The sequence below is a fragment of the Ruegeria marina genome (assembly GCF_900101475.1).
Lineage (GTDB): Bacteria > Pseudomonadota > Alphaproteobacteria > Rhodobacterales > Rhodobacteraceae > Ruegeria_B > Ruegeria_B marina.
In genome coordinates, this window is the sequence record NZ_FMZV01000001.1 from 36253 (window position 1) to 60214 (window position 23962).

Sequence of the window (23962 nt, forward strand, 5' to 3'; positions counted from 1 at the left end):
CTTCAGCTCTGGCTGTTCGTTCTTGGCGGGTGTTCCGCCTTGTACCTGTGCCGTGCGGGCTCGTGCCTTAGCATGGGTTAAGTCGCCCTCGGGATTTCTCAATAGGATGCTGCCCTGAGACGGATCCGCACCCGGGAGGCTGATGTGCCGAAACTGAAATCGAAGAGTTCAGCCAAGAAACGGTTCAAGTTCACCCGCACCGGCAAGGTGCTGCGCGCGCAGGCTGGCAAGCGCCATGGCATGATCAAGCGCACCAAGAAGCAGATCCGCGACAAGCGCGGCATGGTCGTGATGGACGAGGCCGACGCACAGACGGTCCGCAAGCACTACCTGCCTTATGGAAACTGAGCGGGCGCGTGCCGCGCGCCCTCTGACCGGTAAGCCTGGAGAAAGGAAAGAGAACCATGAATCTGGAAAACGGCACCTGGGTCGTCGTCGCCGATGGCGAGAAATACCTGCTCCTGCGCAACAAGGGGGATCAGGACTTCCTGCATCTCGAGGTCGTCGATCATGCAGCCAGTCCGAACGCCCCGGCGCATGAGCTTTCCTCGGATCGGTCCGGGCGTCAGCATGACGCCACGCGGGACGTGTCGGGGCAGGTCGAAAGCTGGGGCAAGAGTGCAATGGAGGAAACCGACTGGCACCGCGTTGCCGAGACGCGATTTGCCGACGAACTCGCCGGCAAGCTGAAGGACTGGGCGGCCTCGGGACGGTTTCGGCATCTTGTCATCGTTGCGGATCCCCGATCGCTGGGGACCATGCGCAAGGCATATGATGACGCGCTGAGATCGGTGATCGTGGCCGAGATCGACAAGGATCTGACAAACCTGCCGCTTGACGGGATCGAGGCTTCGATCAAGGCCTACAATGCCGGGTGATCCGCCGTCCTGACCGCGGCTGGCGACCACCGTTCATCGAGCGGGTTCGAGATCGCCTATCAATTGCCTCATCAGGTCGATTTCACGCCGTTGCGTGTCGATGATCTGGTCGGCGAGCTGGCGCACACGCGGGTCTGTGATCTTGGCGCGTTCGCTTGTCAGAATGGCGATGGAATGGTGCGGGATCATCGCGCGCATCCAGTCGATGTCACCAACGCTCCGCTGGGTGCGCAGCATGAAGACCGATGCCGCAAAGACCAGCGCGGCGGCGAAAATGATCGCGATGTTCAGCGCAGGATCGCGATATTTGCCGAACATGTATCCAAGCATAATGATCGCCATGCCAGCACCCATGTAAAGCGCCATCCACGCTCGGGTCTGGCTCCAGTAGACGTGTTCGAAACTGTACGTGTTCAGATACATCATGACGTACATCGCAACGGTCGAGGTTGCGATCATCGCCGCGAAACGCAGGTATGACATAGCATATTCCCGGTTGTGCGACCGAGCGGGCCGGTTACGGCCCGTCGGGCGCAGTCAGTCGTCGAGATCGGCCGGTTCGCTCACGAAACTCATTCCCGAGAAGATCGGGTTCGCGGCGGCGGCGAATGACGCGATTTCGACCGCGAGGTCGATCGGTTGCGGTTTCATCTCTGAATACCCTTGCGTCTGGGTAGACTAGCCGTCGAGTTCGAAGCTGATCTTCGCGTTCACCCCGTAGCTGGTGATCTTGCCGTTCTCGACCCGGGCGTTCATTTCCTTGATGTAGATGGATTTGATGTTGTGAACCGTTTTCGAGGCCTGGGCCACAGCTTCTTGCGCGGCCTGGTCGAATCCGCCGGGTGAATTCGCGAGGACTTCGATGACCTTGATCGTCGACATGGATAATCTCCTTTGAGTCATTTGTGCTGACGGGGGGCTCCCTGGGACAGCTTCCGGCATTCTGGAGCTTTGAAGATCAGTGGGCATTTACTTCGGTTAAGATGTCGACGCGTGTTGTCGCCTATTGTGTTGCCCTTCGCGGCAGGCTGAAATCCCCCGATCAGTTCGCGCCGGCGCGACCTTTCCATACCAGCCATGCCTGACCCCGGAGCAGCGGGAGGATGCTCGCGCCGGCTGCGAGTGCAAGTCCGGCCCGGCTGGATGGCTCGAGTTTGAGAATCCCGGACAGCCCTGTCAGCCAAAGTTCCAGCCCGATCAGGCAAAGGCAGAGGACGATGGCGCCCCGGACGTATCTGTTGTGCGAAACGTCATTCACGACTAACCCCGTTTCCAAAGCGCGCAGGTTGATGACAGTCCACAAGTGTCCCAGCGCCAGGGTCAGGAACGCCACCGTCACGGCGGCGCCGGTCTCGAGTTCGAGCCAATAGAGCGCGAGGCCGTAAGCCCCCAGAATGCCGACGGTCAGAAACCCACCGAGCACCGCCGTGTGGATCCAGTTGGTGCGGTTTACGATGGGTTCGTCGGGGTCACGGGGCGCGGGCGCCCCATGACATTCTCGCCGCCGGGTCCGAGGCCGAGAGCCAGGGCGGGGATTCCCCGGGCAGAATGGCCTCGTCGATTTCCAGATTGGCAGCTTCGGTCAGCCTCAGCTCCGCCGTCACCATGTCTCCGGCTTCGAGAATGACAATGTCAGCCGGAACGATATCCGTCGCGTCGATCACAAGGGTTTTGCCGCCGCGGCATCGTCTGCTTCACGTTTCAGGTGTTGTTCCGACTTCAGACTCAGACGTTGAAATACGCCAAGGCCAACGACGATGATGACCGAAACGCAAAGAAGCATGATGGGATAAAGCAGAAGTTCCGGATGGGATCTGCCAAGCTCGAAGACAAGCACGATCCCCTCGATCGACACCACCAGCGCGATGATGACCATGAACTTGGTCACGGCCTCGCGGGCCTCGCGCGGTCGTCGCAACTCGCGGCTGCGCAGCACCTCTTCTTCCATCACGTATTTCGCGACATCCAGAACGGCCACTGATATGACCAGGGAGCTCACGGCGTCCAGCAGGACGGTCTCGCTCGATTCCGGCGTTGCAATCGCGGTGTACAGGCGAAAGACAGACAAGGTGATCAGGCCGAGAGAAACCGAAGCCATGGCCAATGCGGCCAACGCATAGAATGCGGCCGCACCAATGATGAACACGTCAGCGATACGGTGAAACAGCTGCGGACGCGAAGACTCGCGATCCCTGTTGTCCGACGCGGTTTCAGGCGATTGTTTCCCGGGTGTCATTTTTTTGCGTCATTTTCATCTGGGGTCTCGGCAAGCCAGGCCTCGGCGTCGGCTTCGCGTTCGATCGGAAAGAATTTCATCTCGGCTTTTGCGAAGGGTGCTGCCAGTGTGGAGCCCCACTTTTTCAGATGAGTTTCGCCGAGAACTGCGATCCGGCCGCAGTCACCGCGATACTCCAGGTCCAGTTCGAGTTCGTGCCACAGGGCGCCGATTTCCCAGCCCCGGAAATCCTCTAGATGGATCAGTACCCGCAGCGGACCCTTTGTCGCTTCGAACACATGTTCAAGTTCCGGGATGGCATCGATGTAGTCCTGCGTCGTCAACGTGCCCGAGGTACGAAGAATGATCAGGTCACGCTCGCGGTTATGCTCGATGCGGATCATGTCAAACTCACCATGCCGTCGGACGAAGACAGCGCCAGTGCCAGGGCAATTTCCGAAGCTCCGAGCAAGGTCAGGTCCAATCCGATGAGCAGGCCAACCGCCCAGACGGCAGTGACAGGCAGACCCAGAAACAAGACCACCCCCAGCACGAGGGACAAGATACCGGAAAACGCCAGCCAGCTCCAACCGGGGATTTCCGGCAGATGGTTGGCCTCGCGGCCTGGCGGGCTCAGCTGCCAGGCGCCCCAGAGTTTCACGATTCCGCCGAGCACGAAGAAGGTGGCGAGAAGGATCGTCAGTGTCACGGCACCCTCAAGCGGGAACATGATCAGGGCAGCACCCGTGGTGAGCGACAGGAAGCCGAAAACGAACACCCATATGCGCGAAACGATGCCGGCGGAAAACGCTGCGCGAAGGATCTGAAGCACGCCCAATGCCGCCAGAAGAATGCCGAACAGCAATTCTGCCGCCAGTGTTGCGACGAGCGGGAACAAGATCGCCAAAGCGCCGAGGATGACAGACGTGACGCCGGCGATCCAAAGCCCGATCTTGAAGCTTCGGATCTGTCCCGAACTTGGAAAGACTGCATCTTGCACGCTCATTTGCACTCCTTTCCCAACCCGGCATGGACCAGTAATCGAGTCTCGTGGAGCGGTAGCTGGACGGTCAGACGCTTTCCGCGACGTCGCTCATGTTCTGGGCCGTGTAGGTGGGTTCTCCCAGACGTTCGAGCAGGCTCAACTGGCGCGTGAGCCAGTCCTTGTGACCCTCCTCGTCCAGCACGATCTCCTCGAAGAGTATCCTTGTGCCGAGGTCGCGATCCTCGTCCGCCGCCCGGGCTGCATCGGAATAGAACGCGATCGCCCCCTTTTCTTCGTCTAGATCGGCGGAAAACAGACCTTCCAGCCCGGTGGCGTAATCAGGTGCCTTGCCTGCCTTCACCTTCGGTTCGCCGCCAAGAAACAGAATCCGGTCGATGAAACGGCTTGCGTGACCGAGTTCTTCGGTCATTTCCTCGCGCATCTTCGCTGCAAGGACGTCAAGCCCCCAGTCGTCGAGAACATGCGCATGCAACAGGTATTGGTGCACCGCTGTCATTTCCATGGCGAGCGCCTTCTGAAGGCTCTCCAGGCTGCGGGATTGCTCCGTCATGTCACTCTCCTGTATTCGGGTCGGAATCCAAAGCCGCCGCGGTCTCGTCCCAGGCAGTTTCCAGATCGGTCCAGCCGTTTCGCACACCCATCATCAGATCGTCCCATGCGCTGCCTGTACCTTGTGACAGCGCGCCGAATGCCTGGCTGAGCCGGTTCCGGCGCTCGCGCAGGGCACTCAGGGAGGCAGTCGTTCGTTCCCGCGTGGCCTCGGACATGTCCGCCCATTGGTCTCTGACGCGGCGTTCCAGGTCATCGATCTGTTGGTCTATGCGGGCGAGGGTCGTTTCCACCGCGTCCAGCGCCTTTTCGCGCTGCCCTGCGGAATAGGCGCCGATCACCTCGAAAGCTTCAGTTACCTCCGCCTGCACATCGTCGATGTTTGTCTGAGTGTCGGACTGCTGCGACCATGCCAAAGATGGCAGCGCGAGCAATGCCGCTCCCAGGCAAGTGGCGAGGAGATGGCGTGACAACCGCGTCCGGTCAATTGTTCCGATACTCATATCAGCCGAACCTTTCGGATGCGCTTTTCACCGCCGCACCAAGATCGTCCCAGGCCTTTTCGATGCCGCTTTTGAGGTCCTTCCACGCTTCACCGCCGGCCTGATCGAGTTTCTCGAGCTTCTCGCGCGCTTCTTGCTGCAGCCCGCGCAGTTTCTCGATCTGCTTTTCATATTCCAGACGGGCATCGGCGCTGGCTTCGTTGGCCTTGGCCTGCAACTTGTCGATATCGGCGCGCCATTGGTCGAGGCGCGCCTCGAGCTTCTGACGGTATGCGTTTTTTTCGTCCATCGGGTTTTCTCCTTTTTTCGATTAAGATGACGGGCTTACCTCTCTGGGCAGGCATGGTCACACTGGGGTCGAGTGCTTGGTATTGGCCGCAGATTTCGTCCTCTTGGCGACTTCTTCGGCACCTTCCTTCCCGGCTTCCGCCTCTGCTTCGGCCATACGTCCGGTGCAGTTCGCGCAGAGTTCGACCCATTGCTGCATGTCTTCGGCCACGCGCTTGAACGAATTTTGCTGCCAATCGGCCATGGCCCTTATCGCCGCCGAGGGGTCGGCAGCATCACCATTCAACTTGCGCACCGCATCCAGTGCGGATTGAGCCGCCTCGTGGCGGCGTTTGAACCACGCCTTCGAAAAGGCCTCGGTCTCGCTGAGGATGCGGTCCTGAGCCTTCCAGAAATGTTCCATCTGCGGAGCGATCGCCGGATTGACAGCCATCATGCCGCGCGCCTGTTCCATCAGTTCTCCAAGCGCTGTCGTCTCTTTACTTGCCATCAGGTCACCTCCATCTAGACCGGTCGCACATGATCGCGCGCTTGGTTCCGCCAATGTGGAAGCGGAAGAAGGGCGTCGCATTAACCTGGGTAAAGGTGGCGACGGTCAGAAAGACGCGCAATGAAACAGGAGGTTTTCTGAGTTCCGGCGATCTCGGGTTGCGCTGAAGCGGCTGTATGTTACCATTTGCGCACTGATAATTCTCGAGAGTTTGGGTGAACCCGTAAACCGGGTTTGTGAATCCTGCTTATTTATCAGGATTTCCCAAGATCTCTAACGCAACGGGGGCCGCCAATGGAAAACAAGGTAGCAGGCTCTGCTACGGAACTCGATGTATTTGGACCGGATTGGGAAGTTCCTTTCCTTGGGGCGTCGCCAGATCTGGCGCGCGTACTCAAGGCGAACAAGCGCGGCTTCCAAGCTGGAACGACTGTGAAGCTGGAAGGCGGAGACAGCGCCTCGGTCTATGTCGTGATCTCGGGTTGGCTCGCCCTCTCAAAGTCGATGGAGGACGGCGCACGGCAGATCGTGGATATCATTTTGCCGGGCGGGATCATCGATCCGTCCTCGGCGAAGGGGTCAACCAGTACGGTTCAGATCGAAACGCTCTCGTATGCCAGGATCGCGGTTGTGCCTCGCTCCGACTGGATGCAGCTCAACGAAGATGACCCCTCCGTCCTGCAGTTTCATGCCGACAGCATCGCCGCGGCGCAATCTAGAATGTCGGAACGCATGCTGCGCCTGGGCAAGGCCTCGGCCGAAGCCCGCATCGCCTATGCGCTGATAGAGCTTTGTCTGCGCGTGTCCGCGATTGGCGAGGCGACGGGAAACAGCTACCATTTACCGCTCACTCAGCAACTTCTTGGCGAATACACCGGCCTGTCGTCTGTCCACGTCTGCCGAACGATCAGACGTTTGACGCGCGGTGGGGTGATCAGCATGGCGGATCACATGGACATCGTGATCCATGACCTGGACGCGCTTGCCAAGATTGCCGAAATTGATGTGAGCATGTTGCGCGAACATATCATCGTGGAGAATGGACCAACCGCCGCCTAGCGTGCCTCGTTGATCTCTCCAAGCGCCGTCCGGCTGATAGCTCTGGGATGTTCTCGGGGGTATAAGCTATCTGACTGTTTCGTCCCGCAAGATCGCCGCGGCTTGGTCGGCGCTCTGATTCATGCGTCAGGTGATGGGATGCGGCGACATCACGTCGCCGATCATGAAGTCACGTATGTCTTTGCCGAGGAACTTCGGTAGTCCGCGCAGGACAAGGTCGCGGTTGGTGGCGATGCCTACGCTCAGTTGGACCTCGTCCGGCGCGAAATCCCTAAGGCCCAGGAAATACCGGTTCTTCAGATTGCAGCCCATCGTCAGCCTCCTCAGGCTGGGTCGCATGTCGTGCCGCCCAAGTCGGACAGAGTGATCAGGATCGGGAGCCTCCGGACCCCGCGCCCCGCTTTCGACTGCATCCCCTTGGTTCCCCATGCTTCTTGACCCGATGGCACAGCTGCAGGATCATCAGTTCGAGGACGGCGCGCCTTTACCTGCGTTAATGCCGGTACTACGCCTTTGCTGTTGAAGGGGCTGGCCCGGTCTCACGCTGTGCGGCCGGGGACAGCGTTGCGGATTGGAATGGACAATCGGATGGACGGGACAAAAACCGGTGTGGGACACATCGTTTCCATCGAAGGCGGCATCGTGGATGTCCGTTTCGATACCGGTCCGCTTCCGTCCTACGCTTCGCGCCTGCTGACGCTGAGCGATCCGGAAATCACCATCGAGGTCGCCTCGCTTCCGGCCCGGGACATGGTTCGGGGGCTGGTGATGAACCCCAACCCGCAGCTGCGATTGGGCCTTGGTGTGCGCGATACCGGTTCGCCCATCCGCGTGCCGGTGGGCGAGGCCGTTCTGGGGCGCATGTTCAACGTGTTCGGCGAAACGATCGACGGCGGAGAACCGCTCGGCGATACGAGCCGGAGGCCCATCCTGCGCGATCCGGTCCCGCTCTCGCGGCGGCGGGTCGACAGCGCGCTGTTCGAAACCGGCATCAAGGCCATCGACCTTCTGAGCCCGATCGAGCGCGGAGGCAAGGCGGGGCTTTTTGGTGGCGCCGGCGTGGGCAAGACGGTGCTGATCACCGAGATGATCCACAACATGGTCGCCGAATACGATGGCGTCAGCCTGTTCTGCGGCATCGGCGAACGCTGCCGCGAGGCCGAGGAACTCTATCGCGAGATGCGCGATGCGGGAGTTCTCGACAATACCGTGATGGTTTTTGGCCAGATGAACGAAAGTCCCGGCGTACGGTTTCGGGTCGGGCACGCGGCATTGACCATGGCCGAGTATTTCCGCGACGAGCTGCGCCGCGACGTGCTGGTGCTTATCGACAATATCTTCCGTTTCGTGCAGGCCGGTTCCGAGGTGTCGGGGCTGCTGGGGCGCATTCCCAGCCGCGTCGGGTATCAGCCGACACTCGGCACCGAACTGGCCGATCTCGAGGAACGCATCTGTTCGACCGAGCGCGGCGCGATGACCTCGATCCAGGCCGTCTATGTTCCGGCCGACGATTTCACCGATCCCGCCGCAACGCATACCTTCGCCCACCTGTCGGCGTCGATCGTCCTGTCGCGCAAGAAGGCGTCCGAAGGGCTTTACCCGGCCATCGACCCGCTGCGATCCTTTTCCAAGCTGCTGACCCCCGGCGCGGTCAGCGACCGACATTACCGGGTGGCCCGCTCCGTGCGCAACACTTTGGCGGAGTATGAGGAGCTCAAGGATATCATCGCGATGCTGGGGCTCGAGGAATTGTCTGAGAAGGACCGCGCCACGGTGCGGCAGGCCCGGCAACTCGAACGTTTTCTCACCCAGCCTTTCTTCTCGGTGGCGGCGATGAGCGGCGCCGAGGGGCGGTTGGTGCCTCTCGAGGACACGCTGTCGAGTTGCGAGGCGATCCTTTCGGGCAGGTTCCCGGACCGCGACGAAGGTGATTTCTACATGATCGGCACCGTGGACGAGATGCCTGAACGGGAGAAGACGGATGCGGCTTGAGGTGATTACGCCCGCGACAACCTGCGTCGACGTGCAGGTGCGCCGGATCGTGGCCGAGGCGCCCGAAGGCCACTTCGGGATCCTGCCCAACCATGGCGATTTCGTCAGCGAACTTGTGCCCGGCATCCTTGTCTACGCGCCAAAGGAAGGGCCCGACCGTTTCGTCGCGCTGCATTCCGGCACCTTGGTGAAATGCGGGGGACACGTGCGCGTGGCCGTGCAGGGCGCGATCGAGGGCGACGATCTGGCGTGGCTCAGTGAGCGTGTCGAGCTTGATTTCCGCCAGCAGGACGAGGACGAACGTGCGGCCCGGGCGGCCCTGGCTCGGCTCGAGGCCGGGATGATCCGGCGGTTCCGCGATCTCGAGGGACTGGGCTGATGAGCGACGACGGATCGGAAGAGACTCGGGAAATCAAGCGAAAGGCCCGGCGGCTGGAAAAGGCCCGCAGGCAAGGCCGCGGCAACGCCTGGTTCGGGTTGGGCATGTTCGGCATGGTCGGGTGGGCCGTGGCGGTGCCGACGGTCGCGGGCATCGCACTGGGCCTTTACATCGACTCGCGCTGGCCGGGCGAAAGGTCCTGGACGCTGGCGCTGCTGCTGGCCGGGGTCGCCCTTGGATGTCTGAACGCCTGGTACTGGGTACAAAGGGAGGGCAGGGGCGATGACTGACCCTGTCGTCCGCAGACCGGCAGAACAGCGAAAGGAGCGTGACGCATGACTCTCGATATCGGGTTGGTTCTGGCGGCCTTCCTCGCGGGTGCAGTCTTCGGGGCGCTTCATCTTTCGCTCCTGCGTGTTGCGACACGGGCGCTTGCCGGTCCACGCCCGGCACGGGTCTTCATCGCGTTCGCGATCCTGCGCACGGCGCTCGTCGTCGCCGCTCTGGCGGGGCTGGCCGCGCTTGGCGCGGGTGCGCCAGAGTTCGTGGCCGCGCTTGCGGGTTTCCTCGCGGCGCGCATCGCGGCGACGCGCATGGTTCGTGACCGGGTCGGGAAGGAGGCAACATGGAAATAAGCCCCGACGCATGGGTCCTCTACCAATGGCGCGGTCTTGAACTGACCGCGACGATTGTCTTCACCTGGGCCGTCATGGCCGTTCTTGTCATCGGGTGCCGGGCGGTGACGTCTCGGCTCAGCGACAGCGAAAAGGTATCCCGCTGGCAAGTGATGCTCGAAGTCATCGTCACCCAGATCCGCGATCAGATCGACGACATGGGCAGCGGCGACCCCGACCGTTACCTGCCATTCATCGGTACGCTGTTCCTGTTCATCGCCACCTCCAATCTGCTGATGATCGTGCCGGGCTACCAGCCGCCAACCGGCTCGCTGTCGACCACCGCGGCGCTGGCGATCTGCGTGCTGATCGCCGTGCCGCTTTTTTCCGTCGGTCGGCGCGGGCTCGGCGGGTATCTCAGGACTTATGTCCGCCCGACGCCCTTGATGCTGCCCTTCAACGTGATCAGCGAGGTGTCGCGCACCGTTGCACTGGCGATCCGCCTTTACGGCAATGTGATGAGCGGGACGGTCATCGTCGGCATCCTGATCAGCGTTGCACCGTTCTTCTTTCCCATCCTGCTGCAACTCCTGGGTCTGCTCACCGGGCTGATCCAGGCTTACATCTTCGCGGTTCTGGCGATGGTCTACATCGCATCAGCCAGCCGCGACCGATCCTCCGGGCAGGAGGGTGACAGGCAAAATTCCAAAGATCAGGGAGACTGACCATGGACCCAGCGACATGGATCGCCATCATTTCCATCGTGACCGCCGGCCTCACGATCGCCATCGGCTCCATCGGCCCCGCATTCGCCGAGGGCCGGGCCGCATCGCAGGCGCTGCAGGCCATCGCGCAGCAGCCCGACGCCTCGGATACAATCACGCGGACGCTCTTCGTCAGCCTCGCGATGATCGAATCCACCGCAATCTACTGTTTCGTGGTCTCGATGATCCTGATCTTCGCCAATCCGTTCATCGATCTCGTGACCCAAACCGCCGGAGGCTGAGCCCGTGCAGATCGACTGGCTGACCGTCGCGGCCCAGATCGTCAACTTCCTGGTCCTGGTCTGGCTGCTGCAAAGGTTCCTGTACAGGCCGATCACGAACGCCATGCGCCGCCGCGAGGAGCGCATCGAGGAACGTCTCGCCGAGGCCAAGGCCGCTCGTGAGGAGGCGGAAGAAGAGGCGGCGTCCCTGAAGCGGAAGAAGGCGGAACTGGAGGAAAGCAAGGAGGGCATCCTCTCTTCGGCGCGGGAGGAGGCCGATGAGTTGCGCGAAAAGCTGAAAGGCGAGATCCGCAAGGAGATGGAGGAGAAGCGCGACGCATGGCGCGCCCATCTCGCCGAGGAACGCGAGGCTTTCGTCTCTGCTTTGCAGCGCAAGGCCGGACAGCAGATTCTCGACATCACCGGTCATATCCTGGCCGAGTACGCAGATATGGAGATTTCCGAACGCTTGGTCGCGACCTTCGCCGACCGACTGGCCTCTCTCAATCCGGACAAGCGCGCCAAACTGACCGAAGCGGCATCGGAGGCCGAGACCGCAGTGGTCGAGACCGGGGCGGCGCTGACGAGCAGCGCCAAGCGCCGGATCACCCGGGCGCTTCATGACGTCCTGTCGAGCGATATCGACGTGGACTACCGCGAAGACGAGGAGATGGTGCTCGGCGTCAGGTTGACCATCGGTGGCGTGACGGCGGAATGGTCGGCGGCACGCTATCTCGACCGGCTCAGGGCCGAACTCGACGAAGCGATCGACCTCGGCAGTCACGGAGGGGGACCAGAGCAGGAGCATGTTGCAACCGCAGAGAGGGGGTCCGGATGATTTCGCTGAAGGACATCCCGCGTGACTTCTTCGCACCGCTCGAACACGCCTTGCGCAAGGTACGACCGGAGGTGGATACGGCCGAACTGGCGCGGATCGTGTCGGTGGGTAACGGGGTCGCGCAGGTGACGGGCTTCACCGACCTTCACGCGGACGAGTTGGTCCGATTTTCGAACGGCGTTGTCGGCCTCGCATCGAGCCTCGGCCGCCGCCAGATTGGCGTGATCGTCCTGGGTAGCACGGACGGACTGCGGCCCGGTGACCGGCTGCGCCGCACAGGCCGGGTTGCCGATGTTCCCGTCGGCGAGGCGCTTCTGGGCCGGATCGTGGACGGACTTGGCCGGCCGTTGGATGGCGGCGACAGGATCGATGCCGAGGACCGCCTGCCTGTTGAGCGTCCCGCGCCACCGATCATGCACCGCGATCCCGTCGAGGTGCCGCTTCAGACAGGGATCAAGGCGGTCGACGCAGCCATTCCCATCGGGCGTGGGCAGCGTGAACTGATCGTGGGCGACCGGCAGACCGGCAAGACAGCCATCGCCGTCGACGCCATTCTCAACCAGCAAGACAGCGGGGTGATCTCGGTCTACTGCGCCATCGGGCAGCGCGCGTCGGCGGTTGCGCGCGTCGTACATGACCTGCGAAAGGCCGGCGCGCTCGATCGGACCATCGTGGTGGTTGCAGGCGGCGACGACGCGCCGGGTCTGCAGTTCATCGCGCCCTATGCCGCGACCACGATGGCCGAGTATTTCATGGCGAAGGGCCGCGATGTGCTCCTTGTCTACGACGATCTCACCCGGCATGCCCGGGCCTACAGGGAATTGTCCTTGCTGCTGCGCCGTCCTCCGGGGCGCGAGGCCTATCCCGGCGACATTTTCTACATCCATTCCCGGCTGCTGGAACGCGCCACGCATCTGCGCGCCGAACATGGTGGCGGATCGCTGACCGCGCTTCCGGTGATCGAGACCCAGGCACAGAACATCTCGGCCTTTATCCCGACCAATCTCATTTCGATCACCGACGGGCAGATCTACCTTTCGCCGGACCTGTTCGAGAAGGGGCACCTTCCCGCGATCGACATCGGCACCTCGGTCAGCCGGGTCGGTGGCAAGGCACAGTTGCCGGCGTTCCGCGCCGTCGCGGGAAACCTCCGGCTCAGCTATTCCCAGTTCGAGGAACTGGAGAGCTTCGCCCGCTTCGGCACACAACTCGACGAGGAGACGCGGGCCAAACTGACCCGCGGGCAACGCGTGCGCGCTGTCTTGACCCAGAACGAACACGATCACCTGACGGTTCCCGAACAGATCGCCGTTCTGCTCGCCGCGACCGAGGGTCTTTTCGATGATCTGGAGCCGGGCGCAATCCCGGACGCCGAGACGAAGCTGCGGCGCGCCATGCGGGAAGACCTGGCCGACCTGGGTGCAGAGATCACCGCGGGCGAACCGTTGTCCGACGAGCACCGCCAAGGGCTGATCGACGCGATGCGCGAGGTATTGGAGCGGGGGCAGAAAAATGGAGACGCTTGAATCCCTTTCGGACATGCTGGATACGACAGGTGACATCCAGTCCATCGTTCGTACGATGAAATCGCTCTCGGCCGTCAGCATTCGCCAGTATGAACGCGCCGAGGCCGCGATGTCGGCATATGAGCAGACCATTGACCTCGGCCTTGCGGCGATGCTCGGGGACAGGCGGGCGCGGGGTCTCGCCTTGCCGAGGACCATCGGAAGCCCCGCCTCGGGAGAAGCACTTGTCGTGATCGGTTCGGACCGTGGATTATGTGGTCGCTACAACGAAATCATTGCCCGCTATGCCGAAACGCGCATGAGCGACCGAACCGCCATTCTCGCCGTCATCGGTGCCCGGGCCGCAGCGCGGCTTGATGCCTCTGGTCACAGCGTCGACCGGTTGTTTCTGCAGCCGGGATCCGTGGCCGGCCTGCGGCCCCTTGTGCACTCCGTCATTGTCGAGATCGAGCGCTGGACCCGCAGTCGCGGCGTGGGTGATGTGCGCGTCGTTCACAACCGCCGCGAGGGTCGGTCGCGTGCGGCGCCCGTCGAGCGCCAGCTCCTGCCGATTCCCGAAAGCTATCTGGAGGGTCTTGTACAAGACGGATGGCCGGGCAGGGGGCTGCCGTTCTTTCGCGCCGACCCTGAGCGTCTGCTGTCCTGGCTGGTGCGGCAACGGCTCTTTGTTGTCCTCTATCGCGCGCTGGCCGAGGCTCTGGCCAGCGAACATGCGACCCGTCTGGCGGCGATGCAGAACGCCGAGCGCAACATCGAAGAGCGCCGCGAGGAGTTGAACGCGGCCTATCGTCTGAAACGGCAGGAAACGATTACCCGCGAATTGCTGGACATCGTATCGGGGTTCGAGGCGGTCAACGCTCCGGACAACTAAGCGTCACCGCACAGTTCATGCTTCCGGAACTGTCGCCTTGTACGAGGGGGGATCCTTCCGGGTGCCGGGGCGCTGCATGTTTCGCCGGACCCGACGGCTTGCCTCACCGTTAGCGCATGTTAAGGCCAGTGATGGCGCTCTCGCGATAAATCTGGTTTCAAAAATGGCGGTGCTACAGGGGCGGTTTCGAAAATCTTGATCCATATGCGGATACATCAGAATGGAAGTCGGTTCTCTGATGACACGCAAGGTCTGCCGGGTTCACTGGAATACCGGGATCAGACGTGTCGCCGAGATCATGCGGGCCAACGGTATCGGCGCGGTTCCCGTCGAACAGGACGGGCGTCTCGTGGGCATGCTGACCGACCGGGACATCGTCACGGCTATCATCGGAAACGGCGCCAGAAGGGATCAGCGAGGAATTGGGCGGATAGCAGGAATGATTGCTCCTCCCGAACAGGTCGCGTTCGGAAGGCATTAGGTCATGTTTGTGCGCGCCCTTGGTCAACGGTGTCTGCGGATCAGGAACGCAACAGCCCTTCCGCATGCCGGGCCAATACGGATTCCTCGTCGGTCGGGATCATCAGCGTTGTCACACGCGCCTGCGCGGCAGACAGTTGCGTTGCCCCCTTCCGGTTTGCACCTTCGTCCAGGACCACGCCGAGCCAACCGAGGTCCGAGCAGATCCGCTTGCGGATCGCGGGCGCGTGTTCGCCGATGCCGCCGGTGAATACGAGCCCGTCGAGCCCGCCAAGCGCTGCGGCCAGGGATCCGATCTCGCGTTGGCAGCGGTAGACGAAGAAGTCGACGGCCCGGGCGGCATCCTTGCTGTCGCTGGCCAGGAGGTCCGGCATTTCACCGCTGATACCCGACAGGCCGAGAAGGCCCGAGCGTTCATAGAGCATGTCGCGCAGGTCCGCCGGGGACATGCCTCTTTCTTCAATCAGATAGAGAATGATGCCGGGGTCGAGCGCTCCGGGGCGACGGCCCATCGGCAGCCCGTCGAGCGCGGTCATGCCCATAGTCGTGGCGACGGAGGTTCCGCCCTTGAGCGCGCACATGCTCACCCCATGGCCGAGATGCGCAACGATGACCCGACCCCTTGCAAGCGCGGGCCGGGTCCCGGCAAGAGCCGCGGCCACGTGTTCATAGGACAGCCCGTGAAAACCGTATCTGACCACACCTTCCTCCGACAGGTGCCTGGGCAGCGCGAAGATTCGGTCGTTGTGCGGCAAGCTGCGGTGAAAGGCGGTGTCGAAACAGGCGATCTGGGGGACACCCGGAAACCTCTCCGAAAGGTCGCGGATGGCGTCCAGGTTGTGCGGCTGATGACTTGGCGCGAGCGGCGAGAGCGCGTCGAGCCGGGAAAGCACCGTACTGTCGACCTTGACCGGGTCGGCGTAGCGCGCCCCGCCATGGACAACCCGGTGCGAGATCGCCGCGATGGCTTTTTCGTCCACTTCCTCGACCAGTCGCTGCACCATGGTAGCGCGGGCCGCGCCTTGTGCCGTCGCCTTGTCTTCGGGCGGGTCGAGTTCAAATTCCTCGGTCTCGTCCGCGCAGAGATCACGGCGTTCCAAGATCATCCTTGCCGGAAGTCCGCGCAGGCTCAGGCGGATCCTGGGCCGCGGTCCGTCGTCGGTCCGGTCGAACACCGCACAGCGCAGGCTCGATGACCCGGCGTTGAGAGTGACGAGGGTATTCGCCGTCATGGAATGTCACCGCCGTGGCCATTGCCGGCCGCCATGATTGCGGCCAGAGCCGCCGAGGCGCGTCGTTCGCGCGCGGTGTCGGCCCTGCTGGTCAGGGCAATCGGCACCCTGGCGCCAAGCGCGATGCCCGCCGCCTCGGCCCCGGCCAGATAGTCGAGATCCTTGGCGAGGATGTTCGCGGCCTCGATGTCGGGCGCGACGAGGATGTCGGCCCGGCCCGCGACGGGTGACGCGATGCCCTTGATCCGTGCCGCCTGTTCGGACACTGCATTGTCCATCGCGAGTGGCCCATCGACATCGGCGCCCGTGATCTCGCCCCGGTCCGCCATCTTGCAGATCGCCGCGGCGGCGATGGTGGAGGGGATGGTCTCGGTCACGGTTTCAACCGCCGACAGCATCGCGACCCGCGGCCGCTCGATGCCAAGCGCATGTGCAAGGTCGATCGCGTTCTGCACGATATCGCGCAACGTGGAGAGGTCGGGCGCGATGTTCACGGCGGCATCCGCAACGAACAGAAGCCTCAGATAGCCTGGAACATCCTCGACGAAGACGTGGCTGAGTTTGCGTCCGGTTCGCAGTTCCCGTCGATCCAGCACGGCATGCAGCAGGGCGTCGGTGTGGATCTTGCCCTTCATGATCGCGCCGCACTCACCCTTCGCGGCCAGGCTGGCCGCGTTCCTCGCGGCGGCTTCGGCATTCACGCAATCGATTGTCTCCACGCCTGACATGTCACGTCTGGCGTCCCTAGCGGCCTTGCGCAGCGCCGCCTCGGGGGCGATCAGAACGGGTGTAATCAAGCCGGCCTCGGTTGCGTCCAGCGCCCCTGACAGCGAAGGGGCGTCGATCGGATTGACGACCGCGGTGCGGACCGGTCCGGCCCTGCGGCCAAGCTCTTCGATCTGCTCCAGCCTGTCGGGCGGTGTATCTGTTTCAAGGGCCACCGGCCTGCCGAACGGGCGAGAGATCGGTGCGTCCGGCGCGACCGCCTCGATCCTGCCGGACAGGATCGGGGTGCCGTCCGCGCGAGAGCATCGTATATCGAGGGTTGCCGTTCGGCTGTCCGCGTCCAGCTTGGCAATGGTTGCCTCGGCCACGGCCACATCCCCCTTGCGCAGAGGGTTCCCGATGTCGACGGAAAGTCTGCGCAGACGTGTTCCGGGCCCCGGCAGGCGCGTGGCGACAAGCCCCACCAGCAGGCTGACCGCCATGCCGCCCTGCGACAGCACCGCCCGGAAACCGGGATCGGCGGCCAATTCGAGATCCACCGAATCCTCCAGCACATCGCCAAGGAAAGTGACAAAGGAACGGATGTCGGTATGGGCGATCAGGCGCCGAACGCTTTCGGTGTCGCCGACCCGGAGATCCGGGAATGGACGGTTGCGCACGAGGCGGGTCATCGCAGGCTCCATGTTCCTCCCCCGGCGCGCGCTGGAAATCTGGTTAACGTTGGAAGACATACGAACCGGGCGCATTCTCGATCGCCTGATAAGGGGCCGTATCTGTCCCGAGCCCCGGAGGCGGCACCTCTTTCCCCGACCGCTCGCTTAGCCAGGCGACAAGTTCGGGCCACCAGGACCCGTCGCGGCGGTCTGCTGCCGCCAGCCAGTCTTCGGGAGAGGCATAGGGCTCGTCCTCGCCCGTCGTCCGGATGCGGAACTCGCGGCCTTCGTGCCCCGGTTCGCTGACGATCCCGGCATTGTGCCCGCCGCTGGTCAGCAGAAAAGTGATCGGCGTGTCCGCCAGCAGATGCAGCTTGTAGACCGATTGCCAGGGCGCGACATGGTCCGACGTGGTCGAGACACAGAAGATCGGCACGTCGATCTCACCTATCGCGATGGGTTTCCCGCCCAGCCTGTACTTGCCTTCGGCCAATTCGTTGCCAAGGAAGATCTGGCGCAGGTATTCGCTGTGCATCCTGTAGGGCATCCGTGTCGCGTCGGCATTCCAGGCCATCAGGTCGAACATCTCCTGCCGGCGACCCATCAGGTATTCGTGGATGTAGCGCGACCAGATCAGGTCGGCAGAGCGCAGAAGCTGAAACGCCCCCGCCATCTGCTTGGTCTCGAGATAGCCCTGGTCCCACATCATGTTTTCCAGGAAAGCGACCTCGCTTTCGCTCACGAAAAGCTGCAATTCGCCGGGCTCCTCGAAATCGGTCTGCGTGGCGAACAGAGCCAGCGTTGCCAGCCGGTCGTCGCCGTCGCGCGCCATCTGTGCGGCTTTCGCCGCCATCAAGGTTCCGCCGAGGCAGTAGCCGACACCGTGCATCCCGGTATCGGGCACGATCGCGGTAACGGCATCCATCGCCTCGGCCACGGCGCCGAAATAGTCGTTCATCCCCTTGTCGCGATCCTCGGCCGTCGGGTTCCGCCACGAGACCATGAAGACGGTGAATCCCTGGTCCACCAGATAGCGGGCCAGCGAATTGTGCGGGCTGAGATCGAGGATGTAATACTTCATGATCCAGGCCGGCACGATCAGGATCGGTTCGGGCTTCACCTTCCCGGTCGTCGGCGCATACTGGATGAGTTCCAGCAGGCGGTTCCGGAACACCACCTTGCCCGGCGTCGTGGCCACGTCGCGCCCCGGCAGGTAGTCTTCGGTCCCGATCGGCAGCTTGCCGGATACCGCCCGTTCCCAGTCTTCGAGAAAGTTCTGATAGCCGCGCAGCAGGTTCGCGCCGCCTTCGCGCAGGGTCGTCTGCGCAACTTCGGGGTTCGTCGCTATGAAATTCGACGGCGAGATCATGTCGAGCATCTGCCGGCTGAGAAACGACACGACCTGCTCATCGCGCGCGCTGACCCCATCGATGTCGCAGGCGGCGTTGTACCACCATTGCTGGCTCAGCAGGAAAGCCTGGTAGATCAGGTTGTAGGGCCATGTCTGCCAGGCCTCGTGCTCGAAACGGTGATCGTGGGGCAGAGGCTTGATGCAGGGCGGCGTTTCAGGGTCGCGGGCAAGCTGCCCTGCGTAGATGCCAAGCCGCATGGCCTTGCGGGCCGCCTTTTCCATCAGTTGCACCTGCTTGCCGGGCGCCCCCATGAGATGCACCCACCAGGTGAAGAAGGTCGATGACAACCCATAGGGCGAGACGCCAAGCGTGAAGCGCGCGAGATGCGCATTGGCGGCCCTGTCGAGACTCTTGGTGCTGTAACGATCCAGCGCTTCGAGCGGCGAGGTGTAGACGATTTCGGGAGGCTCGGCATGGAGACCGCTACGTTCTTCCTCCTGGGAGCCCGAGGGTTCCTTGCTGTCCGGGCTCTGCCTGGAGGTTTCCCCGGCTGCCTTTGTCTTTAGATCTTCGGTCACTGCTTTGGTGTCGGGCATGATGCTCCTCGTTGCGTTCGCGGTCTTTGCTGATGGCGGGGTGTCTAGCCCATAAGCAGGCCGCCATTGACCGGCAGGGTCGCGCCGGTGATGAACCCTGCATCCTGCGAGGCGAGAAACCGCACGCAGCGGCCGATCTCATCAGGCTCGGCCAGGCGCGATAGCGGCACCTTTGCAAGGATCTGGTCCAGGATGTCGTCGGGCAGCGCCGCGACCATGGCCGTATCGGCATAGCCGGGCGCTATAGCATTGACGGTAACGCCCTTGCCGGCGCTCTCGTGCGCCAGGGCACGGGTGAAGCCCTCGACGCCCGCCTTGGCGGCGCAGTAATTCGTCTGGCCCGCCTGGCCCTTCGCAGCGTTGACCGACGAGATGTTGATGATCCGTCCGAACCCGCGCTGGCGCATGCCGCCGATGACCTGTCGCGTGACGTTGAACATCGAACCGAGATCGACACGCAGGACAGCGTCCCAATCCTTGCGGTCCATCTTGTGAAACATGCCATCGCGATTGACGCCGGCATTGTTGACGAGAATGTCGATCGGGCCGATCGCCTCTTCCACGTCAGCAACTCCCCTGGCACAGGCGTCGAAGTCGCCGACATCCCATTCGAAGACCGGTATCCCGGTCTCGCGGCCGAACGCCTCGGCCTGCGCGCCGCAGCCGAGATGCCCGACGGCCACCACCACATCGGCTTCGGCGAGCGCACGTGCGGCCGCTGCACCGAGGCCCTGCACACCTCCGGTGACGAGGGCGGTTCGCTGTTTTGCTGCCATAAGCTGCTCCCTTTCTTGGGTTTGCTCGATTGCCGGGGTCACATGTCGCGCTCAAGTATCAAGGCGATGTCCCGGCCGCCGCCGATGCAGAACGACACCAGGCCACGACCAGTCCCGCCGCGCTTGACCGAGGCACCTGAAGCGGGGGCTGGCCTGGAGGCGAGCATCCCGCCGGAACGTCCCGTGGGCATCCGCCGGGCATGGCAGAGCCTCACCTTGGTCTGCGACATGAGATCTCCTTAGACGAGATCAGGTTTCGGGAAAATCGACGCTGTCGTCCGGCTTGGAATCGGTCTTGCCGCTTCTGGATCGCCACCCGGGATCATCCCGCTTGATCCAGCGCGACACTGCGTATGCGGCGGGCCACGTCAGGATCAACCCGATGGCAATCGCCGCCGCGATCGGCTGCCAGTTGTAGTAGCCCAGCGACAGGACGAGGATTAGCAGACCGCCCACGAGGGCAGGCCCGGTCATGAAGATCAGAACGATACTCAGGCGGTCCATGTGTTGCCTCCTTTTCGCGGCGATTGGCGCTGGGTCGCAGGCTGACCTTTCTTGCACCAGTCGGCATTAACGCGCGTTAACGACCGAACCTCTGCGGTTTGGCTGAATGCGGGTCATGACCAAAAAGGGGGATGGCCCCAAAATGACGACCGAGACCGACCTTGTCCTTGATCGATTGCTTGACCGCCATGGAACACTGTTTTCCGAGGAACTCGGCCTCGATCTGGCGCGGAATTCCCCGTCGGTTCTGTTTCAATGGCTTTGCGGCGCGCTTGTGATGAGCGCCCGGATTTCTCATGAGATCGCGATCGAGGCGGCCCGCGCCCTGTCCGATGCAGGCTGGACGACGGCTGATCGAATGGCTCAGAGCAGTTGGGACGACCGCGTCGAGGTGCTCAACCGTGCCGGCTATGCGCGCATCGACGCAAGAACAGCCCGCATGCTGGGCGAAACGGCAGAGCGCGCGCAGGACGAGTATGAAGGGGACCTGCGCAAGCTCCGCGAGGCGTCGGGCCGCGATCCCGAGGTCGAGCGGGCGGCGCTGAGGGCGTTCAAGGGGGTCGGAGATGTCGGGGCCGACATCTTCTTTCGCGAAATGCAGATGGTCTGGTCTGAACACTATCCGTTTCTCGACAGGATGGCACGGAACGCCGCGAAGCGACTCGGTGTGCCCGAGACTCCCGACACCCTCGCCGAATGGGCAGGTCGGGAAAGCTATCCACATCTTGTCACGGGGCTTGTCCGGGCAGAGTTGAAGGGCATCGACCGGTCCCGGCTGCTCGAAACCGGGGAAGGAGCAGCGTCATGACGCCCCGCGAATTCGTCATTTCGGAAAGCATTCAGGCTCCGACTGGGAACGACGGGCGTTACGAATATCGTGTCTGGCCACGACCGGGGCACCCGGCCATAGCCATTCTGAACAGCAACTGGCCGCTGGTCGCTGCCGAACGCCGCAGCGACATCTATCTCGTCCACGCAGCCAGCGACCGGATACTGGTGAAGTTGCGATCCGGTCGCCGTCTCGAAATCAAGCGTCGCGAAGGGGATGTGGGCAGGATCCAGTATTGGACGATGCCGTTTACAAGTGAGTTCCCGCTGACGGCTTCGGGCCGCCACAGGCTCGCCGGAGCCTTGAGCCTGCATGGCGACCTGCCAAGAGCCGCCAGCCTGTCACCTGCGCATCTTCTGGCCGCGATTGACGCGCGGGACGGTCGGGTCTTTCCGCAAACGGTGCGCAAGTCCCGGATGCTGTTCCGAAACGGCGGCTGTCGGGCCGAGATATGTCGAGTCGCGGTCGGCGGCTGGACAGGGAGAACGGTTGCACTCGAAGCGCCCGATCTTCCATCGATTGCGTTGGCGATCGATCCGTTGCACCTCGGGACCCTTGCCAACCGGTCCTACGGCGATGCGCTGTCGCGGCTCTTCGCGCCACATCTGGAACGGCGCGGCACGCCTTTGGATCGGCCCGGCCTCCTCGTTCGAACGCAGCTTCAGGAAAAGAAATCACAATGAAACGGCTCGATGGCAGAACCTGCATCGTTACCGGCGGTGCCCATCGCATAGGCAAGGCCACCTGCCTGAGGCTGGCCGAAGAAGGCGCCAGGGTCACGATCACCGACATCGAAGACTACGACGGCCAGAGCCTGTGCGAAGACATCGTCGGGCACGGAGGCACCGCCGAATACTGGCATCTAGACGTGACGGACGAGGATGCGGTCGAAACGGTATTCGGCGAAGTCGCCGACAGGTTTGGTGGAGTCGATGTCGTCGTCAACAACGCCGGTATCTTCGGTGCCGACAAGCCGACTGACGAGGTCACGTCGGAGGAATGGCGCAAGGTCATGGACGTCAATGTCAACGGCGTCTTCTGCTGCACCAAGGCCGCGACCCCGCATATGCGGCAGAACGGGGGAGGCAGTATCGTCAACCTGTCTTCGATCTATGGCATTGTCGGCGCGCCCGACATCCCGCCCTACGATGCCTCGAAGGGAGCCGTGCGCGAGATGAGCAAGACCGACACGGTTCTCTATGCAAAAGAGGGCATCCGGGTCAATTCGATCAATGTCGGGTTCATCTGGACTCCGCTGGTCGAGGCCATGGCCGAAGCCTCCGAAGATGGGCCGGAGACGTTCCTCGCGCATCTCGACGAGTTGCATCCGGTCGGCCATGTCGGTGTGCCCGAAGACATCGCCGCCGGGATAGCCTATCTCGCATCCGGCGACGTCAAGTTCGTGGTCGGCTCCGAGCTTTTGTGATCGATGGCGGCTATACCGCGCGCTAGTAACCGACATCACCAAGCGGCAGGAATTCCCTAAGCACAAACCGAACCACGCCGTCGATCCCGCCGATTTCCCGGCCGATCATCGGTTGGCGGATCGGCTGTGCCTTCCTCTGAACCATGCGGCACCGCCCGTCAGGCCATGAAAACCCAAAGGCACAGGTTCTGTGCGTGCGAGGAATGTGGACAAAAGCAGTGTTCAGAGATCCAGACCAGTAATCAAAATGGCTTGGAAAGCTGGGCTGACGAAAAGGCCGTCTCGCCGCGACCGGGAGGGTGCTGGGTCGCGGCGGTGCGTCCTTGTCAATGCAACTTCGTGTCAATGCCGTTCTGGGCAATTTGGGTCAGACGGGCATCGCACACCTTGTCGTCTTCGAGGATTCCCGACAGAACCGTGGCATCGTGATCGTATCCGAGCTTGCTGGCCCAGCTTGCCAGTGTGCCCAGTACCGCGATTTCGTAGTGCTCCATGCGTTGAAGCGAGGCGATCAGCCCGGCATCCCTGAGGTTGCTGTCGTCGATCATCTCCGCCCATTTGTCCGTCTCGGCGAGGATCGCATGCATCGAGGCGTCGTCGTGACTGTCCCCGGCTGTTGCGCCGTGTCCCTGCAGAAGCGTGTCGATCCGGTCGCGATGGTTCTCCGTCGCGTTGCGGTGGGCCGTAATCGCGTCCGCAAGCGACGTGTTTGTCGCCTGCGTTGCCAGGGCTCCCAGATGATCTGCCATCTGAGCCTCGACGGAACGCAGTTCCGAAAGTTCGGCGATGTAGAGATCCTGAAAATCGTTCACTTTCATTGGTTTGCCTTTCCAGTTGGGTGTGTTTGCCTGTTCCGGTGATCTGCACCTCACTTCGGCATGCGGCGCCATTGCGGGCGTCGCACGATCCAGCGTGCGGCGGCAAATCCTGGCGCAAGAGACAAAAGGATGATCGCAACGGCGAAACCGGTCCGATCCAACGCGCCGGGTGCGAAAACCGTGCTGGCAACCCGGATCAGGATCCAGAACGCGGCCGCCGAGACAAGCACCAGCAACGAGGTGAACAGCAGATAAGCCGCAAGTGGATGAAGCTTTTCGTGTCGCAACGCCTGCGCGATCGGCCAGCATGCCGCGAGTGCCAAGATGGCGATGAACCATGCTGTGGGTTGGTCCGAGAGAGTGTTGGTCATGTCTGC

General features: G+C 62.5%; 37 protein-coding genes. 16 read left to right on the forward strand and 21 right to left on the reverse strand.

Features of this window, described 5'->3' with window-relative positions:
• The first annotated feature begins 144 nt into the window (after positions 1 to 144).
• Positions 145 to 348, forward strand: a complete 204-nt coding sequence (gene rpmI, locus BLT75_RS00190) for a 50S ribosomal protein L35 (RefSeq protein WP_093026702.1) — start codon at positions 145 to 147, stop codon at positions 346 to 348.
• Positions 349 to 404: 56 nt separating this feature from the next.
• The gene (locus tag BLT75_RS00195) at positions 405 to 878 is read left to right on the forward strand and encodes a baeRF12 domain-containing protein (protein ID WP_093026703.1); all 474 of its coding nucleotides are present in this window, start codon (positions 405 to 407) and stop codon (positions 876 to 878) included.
• A gap of 33 nt (positions 879 to 911) precedes the next feature.
• On the opposite strand, the gene BLT75_RS00200 is transcribed toward BLT75_RS00195, so the two are convergent.
• From BLT75_RS00200 to BLT75_RS00250, 11 genes are all read right to left on the reverse strand, one after another.
• Positions 912 to 1361: a DUF305 domain-containing protein gene (locus BLT75_RS00200; RefSeq protein WP_093026704.1), complete on the reverse strand. Its 450-nt coding sequence runs from the start codon at positions 1359 to 1361 to the stop codon at positions 912 to 914.
• Between the two features lie 195 nt (positions 1362 to 1556).
• A complete protein-coding gene (locus BLT75_RS00205) occupies positions 1557 to 1760 on the reverse strand; it encodes a dodecin family protein (protein WP_093026705.1) in 204 nt (67 codons plus the stop codon).
• A gap of 160 nt (positions 1761 to 1920) precedes the next feature.
• Positions 1921 to 2301 (reverse strand): cation transporting ATPase C-terminal domain-containing protein, encoded by a 381-nt coding sequence (locus tag BLT75_RS00210; protein ID WP_176827780.1) that lies wholly within the window; start codon positions 2299 to 2301, stop codon positions 1921 to 1923.
• Positions 2302 to 2347: 46 nt separating this feature from the next.
• A complete protein-coding gene (locus BLT75_RS00215) occupies positions 2348 to 2542 on the reverse strand; it encodes a P-type ATPase actuator domain-containing protein (RefSeq protein ID WP_093026707.1) in 195 nt (64 codons plus the stop codon).
• Positions 2539 to 3114: a hypothetical protein gene (locus tag BLT75_RS00220; RefSeq protein ID WP_093026708.1), complete on the reverse strand. Its 576-nt coding sequence runs from the start codon at positions 3112 to 3114 to the stop codon at positions 2539 to 2541. Before BLT75_RS00220 ends, BLT75_RS00215 begins: the two co-directional genes overlap by 4 nt.
• On the reverse strand, positions 3111 to 3497 hold the full coding sequence (locus tag BLT75_RS00225) for a SpoIIAA family protein (protein ID WP_093026709.1): 387 nt from the start codon (positions 3495 to 3497) through the stop codon (positions 3111 to 3113). The genes BLT75_RS00220 and BLT75_RS00225 overlap by 4 nt, the downstream gene beginning before the upstream one ends.
• Positions 3494 to 4099 (reverse strand): HdeD family acid-resistance protein, encoded by a 606-nt coding sequence (locus tag BLT75_RS00230; RefSeq protein WP_093026710.1) that lies wholly within the window; start codon positions 4097 to 4099, stop codon positions 3494 to 3496. The genes BLT75_RS00225 and BLT75_RS00230 overlap by 4 nt, the downstream gene beginning before the upstream one ends.
• Positions 4100 to 4163: 64 nt before the next feature.
• Positions 4164 to 4649, reverse strand: coding sequence for a bacterioferritin (locus BLT75_RS00235; RefSeq protein WP_093026711.1), 486 nt, complete (start codon positions 4647 to 4649; stop codon positions 4164 to 4166).
• A 1-nt stretch (position 4650) separates the two neighbouring features.
• Entirely contained in the window at positions 4651 to 5151 is a 501-nt protein-coding gene (locus BLT75_RS00240) for a sll1863 family stress response protein (protein WP_143028487.1), read from the reverse strand.
• Between the two features lies 1 nt (position 5152).
• The gene (locus tag BLT75_RS00245) at positions 5153 to 5440 is read right to left on the reverse strand and encodes a sll1863 family stress response protein (RefSeq protein ID WP_093026713.1); all 288 of its coding nucleotides are present in this window, start codon (positions 5438 to 5440) and stop codon (positions 5153 to 5155) included.
• A gap of 57 nt (positions 5441 to 5497) precedes the next feature.
• On the reverse strand, positions 5498 to 5893 hold the full coding sequence (locus tag BLT75_RS00250) for a hypothetical protein (RefSeq protein WP_093026714.1): 396 nt from the start codon (positions 5891 to 5893) through the stop codon (positions 5498 to 5500).
• A gap of 330 nt (positions 5894 to 6223) precedes the next feature.
• On the opposite strand from BLT75_RS00250, the gene BLT75_RS00255 reads away from it, so the two are divergent.
• Positions 6224 to 6988, forward strand: a complete 765-nt coding sequence (locus tag BLT75_RS00255; RefSeq protein WP_093026715.1) for a Crp/Fnr family transcriptional regulator — start codon at positions 6224 to 6226, stop codon at positions 6986 to 6988.
• 126 nt (positions 6989 to 7114) lie between these two features.
• Here BLT75_RS00255 and BLT75_RS00260 read toward each other — a convergent pair whose 3' ends face one another.
• Positions 7115 to 7300: a CBS domain-containing protein gene (locus BLT75_RS00260; RefSeq protein ID WP_093026716.1), complete on the reverse strand. Its 186-nt coding sequence runs from the start codon at positions 7298 to 7300 to the stop codon at positions 7115 to 7117.
• A 276-nt stretch (positions 7301 to 7576) separates the two neighbouring features.
• Between BLT75_RS00260 and atpD the strand changes: the two genes are divergently transcribed.
• The 10 genes from atpD to BLT75_RS00310 all read left to right on the forward strand — a co-directional run bounded on the left by atpD (position 7577) and on the right by BLT75_RS00310 (position 14674).
• Positions 7577 to 8980 carry a F0F1 ATP synthase subunit beta gene (gene atpD / locus BLT75_RS00265; protein WP_245706295.1) on the forward strand — a complete coding sequence of 468 codons (1404 nt, stop codon included), beginning with the start codon at positions 7577 to 7579 and terminating at the stop codon, positions 8978 to 8980.
• Complete coding sequence (locus BLT75_RS00270; RefSeq protein ID WP_093026718.1) at positions 8970 to 9359, forward strand: F0F1 ATP synthase subunit epsilon; 390 nt, start codon at positions 8970 to 8972, stop codon at positions 9357 to 9359. The genes atpD and BLT75_RS00270 overlap by 11 nt, the downstream gene beginning before the upstream one ends.
• Positions 9359 to 9649 carry an AtpZ/AtpI family protein gene (locus BLT75_RS00275; protein WP_093026719.1) on the forward strand — a complete coding sequence of 97 codons (291 nt, stop codon included), beginning with the start codon at positions 9359 to 9361 and terminating at the stop codon, positions 9647 to 9649. The genes BLT75_RS00270 and BLT75_RS00275 overlap by 1 nt, the downstream gene beginning before the upstream one ends.
• 45 nt (positions 9650 to 9694) lie before the next feature.
• Positions 9695 to 9994 (forward strand): N-ATPase subunit AtpR, encoded by a 300-nt coding sequence (locus tag BLT75_RS00280; protein WP_093026720.1) that lies wholly within the window; start codon positions 9695 to 9697, stop codon positions 9992 to 9994.
• Positions 9985 to 10698, forward strand: coding sequence for a F0F1 ATP synthase subunit A (locus BLT75_RS00285; protein ID WP_093026721.1), 714 nt, complete (start codon positions 9985 to 9987; stop codon positions 10696 to 10698). The genes BLT75_RS00280 and BLT75_RS00285 overlap by 10 nt, the downstream gene beginning before the upstream one ends.
• Before the next feature lie 2 nt (positions 10699 to 10700).
• Positions 10701 to 10979 carry a F0F1 ATP synthase subunit C gene (locus tag BLT75_RS00290; RefSeq protein WP_093026722.1) on the forward strand — a complete coding sequence of 93 codons (279 nt, stop codon included), beginning with the start codon at positions 10701 to 10703 and terminating at the stop codon, positions 10977 to 10979.
• A gap of 4 nt (positions 10980 to 10983) precedes the next feature.
• Positions 10984 to 11796, forward strand: coding sequence for a F0F1 ATP synthase subunit delta (locus tag BLT75_RS00295; RefSeq protein ID WP_093026723.1), 813 nt, complete (start codon positions 10984 to 10986; stop codon positions 11794 to 11796).
• Entirely contained in the window at positions 11793 to 13322 is a 1530-nt protein-coding gene (locus tag BLT75_RS00300; RefSeq protein ID WP_093026724.1) for an alternate F1F0 ATPase, F1 subunit alpha, read from the forward strand. The genes BLT75_RS00295 and BLT75_RS00300 overlap by 4 nt, the downstream gene beginning before the upstream one ends.
• Positions 13309 to 14193, forward strand: coding sequence for a F0F1 ATP synthase subunit gamma (locus BLT75_RS00305; RefSeq protein ID WP_093026725.1), 885 nt, complete (start codon positions 13309 to 13311; stop codon positions 14191 to 14193). Before BLT75_RS00300 ends, BLT75_RS00305 begins: the two co-directional genes overlap by 14 nt.
• Before the next feature lie 220 nt (positions 14194 to 14413).
• Complete coding sequence (locus BLT75_RS00310; RefSeq protein WP_093026726.1) at positions 14414 to 14674, forward strand: CBS domain-containing protein; 261 nt, start codon at positions 14414 to 14416, stop codon at positions 14672 to 14674.
• Positions 14675 to 14714: 40 nt separating this feature from the next.
• Here the strand turns inward: BLT75_RS00310 and BLT75_RS00315 are convergent, their stop codons facing one another.
• From BLT75_RS00315 to BLT75_RS00340, 6 genes are read right to left on the reverse strand one after another with little or no spacing between them, the layout of a single operon-like run.
• Complete coding sequence (locus tag BLT75_RS00315; RefSeq protein ID WP_093026727.1) at positions 14715 to 15905, reverse strand: acetate/propionate family kinase; 1191 nt, start codon at positions 15903 to 15905, stop codon at positions 14715 to 14717.
• Entirely contained in the window at positions 15902 to 17302 is a 1401-nt protein-coding gene (locus BLT75_RS00320; protein WP_176827782.1) for a bifunctional enoyl-CoA hydratase/phosphate acetyltransferase, read from the reverse strand. The genes BLT75_RS00315 and BLT75_RS00320 overlap by 4 nt, the downstream gene beginning before the upstream one ends.
• A gap of 43 nt (positions 17303 to 17345) precedes the next feature.
• Positions 17346 to 19232: a PHA/PHB synthase family protein gene (locus BLT75_RS00325; RefSeq protein ID WP_093026729.1), complete on the reverse strand. Its 1887-nt coding sequence runs from the start codon at positions 19230 to 19232 to the stop codon at positions 17346 to 17348.
• A 44-nt stretch (positions 19233 to 19276) separates the two neighbouring features.
• Complete coding sequence (gene phbB / locus BLT75_RS00330) at positions 19277 to 20008, reverse strand: acetoacetyl-CoA reductase (RefSeq protein ID WP_093026730.1); 732 nt, start codon at positions 20006 to 20008, stop codon at positions 19277 to 19279.
• Between the two features lie 38 nt (positions 20009 to 20046).
• Positions 20047 to 20238: a hypothetical protein gene (locus BLT75_RS00335; RefSeq protein ID WP_093026731.1), complete on the reverse strand. Its 192-nt coding sequence runs from the start codon at positions 20236 to 20238 to the stop codon at positions 20047 to 20049.
• Between the two features lie 19 nt (positions 20239 to 20257).
• A complete protein-coding gene (locus BLT75_RS00340) occupies positions 20258 to 20512 on the reverse strand; it encodes a hypothetical protein (protein WP_093026732.1) in 255 nt (84 codons plus the stop codon).
• 142 nt (positions 20513 to 20654) lie between these two features.
• Here BLT75_RS00340 and BLT75_RS00345 point away from each other — a divergent pair, with 142 nt between their 5' ends.
• The 3 genes from BLT75_RS00345 to BLT75_RS00355 are packed head-to-tail and all read left to right on the forward strand — an operon-like array spanning position 20655 to position 22767.
• Positions 20655 to 21320, forward strand: coding sequence for an HhH-GDP family DNA glycosylase (locus tag BLT75_RS00345; RefSeq protein ID WP_093027270.1), 666 nt, complete (start codon positions 20655 to 20657; stop codon positions 21318 to 21320).
• The gene (locus tag BLT75_RS00350) at positions 21317 to 22024 is read left to right on the forward strand and encodes a hypothetical protein (protein ID WP_093026733.1); all 708 of its coding nucleotides are present in this window, start codon (positions 21317 to 21319) and stop codon (positions 22022 to 22024) included. The genes BLT75_RS00345 and BLT75_RS00350 overlap by 4 nt, the downstream gene beginning before the upstream one ends.
• Positions 22021 to 22767 (forward strand): SDR family NAD(P)-dependent oxidoreductase, encoded by a 747-nt coding sequence (locus BLT75_RS00355; RefSeq protein WP_245706296.1) that lies wholly within the window; start codon positions 22021 to 22023, stop codon positions 22765 to 22767. Before BLT75_RS00350 ends, BLT75_RS00355 begins: the two co-directional genes overlap by 4 nt.
• 22 nt (positions 22768 to 22789) lie before the next feature.
• Here the strand turns inward: BLT75_RS00355 and BLT75_RS25035 are convergent, their stop codons facing one another.
• The 3 genes from BLT75_RS25035 to BLT75_RS24270 form a co-directional block, all read right to left on the reverse strand.
• On the reverse strand, positions 22790 to 22912 hold the full coding sequence (locus tag BLT75_RS25035) for a hypothetical protein (protein ID WP_281243109.1): 123 nt from the start codon (positions 22910 to 22912) through the stop codon (positions 22790 to 22792).
• Positions 22913 to 23093: 181 nt separating this feature from the next.
• The gene (locus tag BLT75_RS24265) at positions 23094 to 23585 is read right to left on the reverse strand and encodes a YciE/YciF ferroxidase family protein (protein WP_176827784.1); all 492 of its coding nucleotides are present in this window, start codon (positions 23583 to 23585) and stop codon (positions 23094 to 23096) included.
• 50 nt (positions 23586 to 23635) lie between these two features.
• Complete coding sequence (locus BLT75_RS24270) at positions 23636 to 23956, reverse strand: hypothetical protein (RefSeq protein ID WP_176827786.1); 321 nt, start codon at positions 23954 to 23956, stop codon at positions 23636 to 23638.
• Positions 23957 to 23962 lie beyond the last annotated feature (6 nt).

What these genes read in the sequence shown, in the direction of transcription:
- BLT75_RS00195 (WP_093026703.1), top strand. Translation starts at nt 405, where the DNA reads ATGAATCTGGAAAACGGCACCTGGGTCGTCGTCGCCGATGGCGAGAAA.
- BLT75_RS00200 (WP_093026704.1), bottom strand. Translation starts at nt 1,361, where the DNA reads ATGTCATACCTGCGTTTCGCGGCGATGATCGCAACCTCGACCGTTGCG.
- BLT75_RS00205 (WP_093026705.1), bottom strand. Translation starts at nt 1,760, where the DNA reads ATGTCGACGATCAAGGTCATCGAAGTCCTCGCGAATTCACCCGGCGGA.
- BLT75_RS00220 (WP_093026708.1), bottom strand. Translation starts at nt 3,114, where the DNA reads ATGACACCCGGGAAACAATCGCCTGAAACCGCGTCGGACAACAGGGAT.
- BLT75_RS00225 (WP_093026709.1), bottom strand. Translation starts at nt 3,497, where the DNA reads ATGATCCGCATCGAGCATAACCGCGAGCGTGACCTGATCATTCTTCGT.
- BLT75_RS00230 (WP_093026710.1), bottom strand. Translation starts at nt 4,099, where the DNA reads ATGAGCGTGCAAGATGCAGTCTTTCCAAGTTCGGGACAGATCCGAAGC.
- BLT75_RS00235 (WP_093026711.1), bottom strand. Translation starts at nt 4,649, where the DNA reads ATGACGGAGCAATCCCGCAGCCTGGAGAGCCTTCAGAAGGCGCTCGCC.
- BLT75_RS00240 (WP_143028487.1), bottom strand. Translation starts at nt 5,151, where the DNA reads ATGAGTATCGGAACAATTGACCGGACGCGGTTGTCACGCCATCTCCTC.
- BLT75_RS00245 (WP_093026713.1), bottom strand. Translation starts at nt 5,440, where the DNA reads ATGGACGAAAAAAACGCATACCGTCAGAAGCTCGAGGCGCGCCTCGAC.
- BLT75_RS00250 (WP_093026714.1), bottom strand. Translation starts at nt 5,893, where the DNA reads ATGGAACAGGCGCGCGGCATGATGGCTGTCAATCCGGCGATCGCTCCG.
- BLT75_RS00255 (WP_093026715.1), top strand. Translation starts at nt 6,224, where the DNA reads ATGGAAAACAAGGTAGCAGGCTCTGCTACGGAACTCGATGTATTTGGA.
- BLT75_RS00260 (WP_093026716.1), bottom strand. Translation starts at nt 7,300, where the DNA reads ATGGGCTGCAATCTGAAGAACCGGTATTTCCTGGGCCTTAGGGATTTC.
- atpD (WP_245706295.1), top strand. Translation starts at nt 7,577, where the DNA reads ATGGACGGGACAAAAACCGGTGTGGGACACATCGTTTCCATCGAAGGC.
- BLT75_RS00270 (WP_093026718.1), top strand. Translation starts at nt 8,970, where the DNA reads ATGCGGCTTGAGGTGATTACGCCCGCGACAACCTGCGTCGACGTGCAG.
- BLT75_RS00275 (WP_093026719.1), top strand. Translation starts at nt 9,359, where the DNA reads ATGAGCGACGACGGATCGGAAGAGACTCGGGAAATCAAGCGAAAGGCC.
- BLT75_RS00280 (WP_093026720.1), top strand. Translation starts at nt 9,695, where the DNA reads ATGACTCTCGATATCGGGTTGGTTCTGGCGGCCTTCCTCGCGGGTGCA.
- BLT75_RS00285 (WP_093026721.1), top strand. Translation starts at nt 9,985, where the DNA reads ATGGAAATAAGCCCCGACGCATGGGTCCTCTACCAATGGCGCGGTCTT.
- BLT75_RS00290 (WP_093026722.1), top strand. Translation starts at nt 10,701, where the DNA reads ATGGACCCAGCGACATGGATCGCCATCATTTCCATCGTGACCGCCGGC.
- BLT75_RS00300 (WP_093026724.1), top strand. Translation starts at nt 11,793, where the DNA reads ATGATTTCGCTGAAGGACATCCCGCGTGACTTCTTCGCACCGCTCGAA.
- BLT75_RS00305 (WP_093026725.1), top strand. Translation starts at nt 13,309, where the DNA reads ATGGAGACGCTTGAATCCCTTTCGGACATGCTGGATACGACAGGTGAC.
- BLT75_RS00310 (WP_093026726.1), top strand. Translation starts at nt 14,414, where the DNA reads ATGGAAGTCGGTTCTCTGATGACACGCAAGGTCTGCCGGGTTCACTGG.
- BLT75_RS00315 (WP_093026727.1), bottom strand. Translation starts at nt 15,905, where the DNA reads ATGACGGCGAATACCCTCGTCACTCTCAACGCCGGGTCATCGAGCCTG.
- BLT75_RS00320 (WP_176827782.1), bottom strand. Translation starts at nt 17,302, where the DNA reads ATGACCCGCCTCGTGCGCAACCGTCCATTCCCGGATCTCCGGGTCGGC.
- BLT75_RS00325 (WP_093026729.1), bottom strand. Translation starts at nt 19,232, where the DNA reads ATGCCCGACACCAAAGCAGTGACCGAAGATCTAAAGACAAAGGCAGCC.
- phbB (WP_093026730.1), bottom strand. Translation starts at nt 20,008, where the DNA reads ATGGCAGCAAAACAGCGAACCGCCCTCGTCACCGGAGGTGTGCAGGGC.
- BLT75_RS00335 (WP_093026731.1), bottom strand. Translation starts at nt 20,238, where the DNA reads ATGTCGCAGACCAAGGTGAGGCTCTGCCATGCCCGGCGGATGCCCACG.
- BLT75_RS00340 (WP_093026732.1), bottom strand. Translation starts at nt 20,512, where the DNA reads ATGGACCGCCTGAGTATCGTTCTGATCTTCATGACCGGGCCTGCCCTC.
- BLT75_RS00345 (WP_093027270.1), top strand. Translation starts at nt 20,655, where the DNA reads ATGACGACCGAGACCGACCTTGTCCTTGATCGATTGCTTGACCGCCAT.
- BLT75_RS00350 (WP_093026733.1), top strand. Translation starts at nt 21,317, where the DNA reads ATGACGCCCCGCGAATTCGTCATTTCGGAAAGCATTCAGGCTCCGACT.
- BLT75_RS00355 (WP_245706296.1), top strand. Translation starts at nt 22,021, where the DNA reads ATGAAACGGCTCGATGGCAGAACCTGCATCGTTACCGGCGGTGCCCAT.
- BLT75_RS25035 (WP_281243109.1), bottom strand. Translation starts at nt 22,912, where the DNA reads ATGGTTCAGAGGAAGGCACAGCCGATCCGCCAACCGATGATCGGCCGG.
- BLT75_RS24265 (WP_176827784.1), bottom strand. Translation starts at nt 23,585, where the DNA reads ATGAAAGTGAACGATTTTCAGGATCTCTACATCGCCGAACTTTCGGAA.
- BLT75_RS24270 (WP_176827786.1), bottom strand. Translation starts at nt 23,956, where the DNA reads ATGACCAACACTCTCTCGGACCAACCCACAGCATGGTTCATCGCCATC.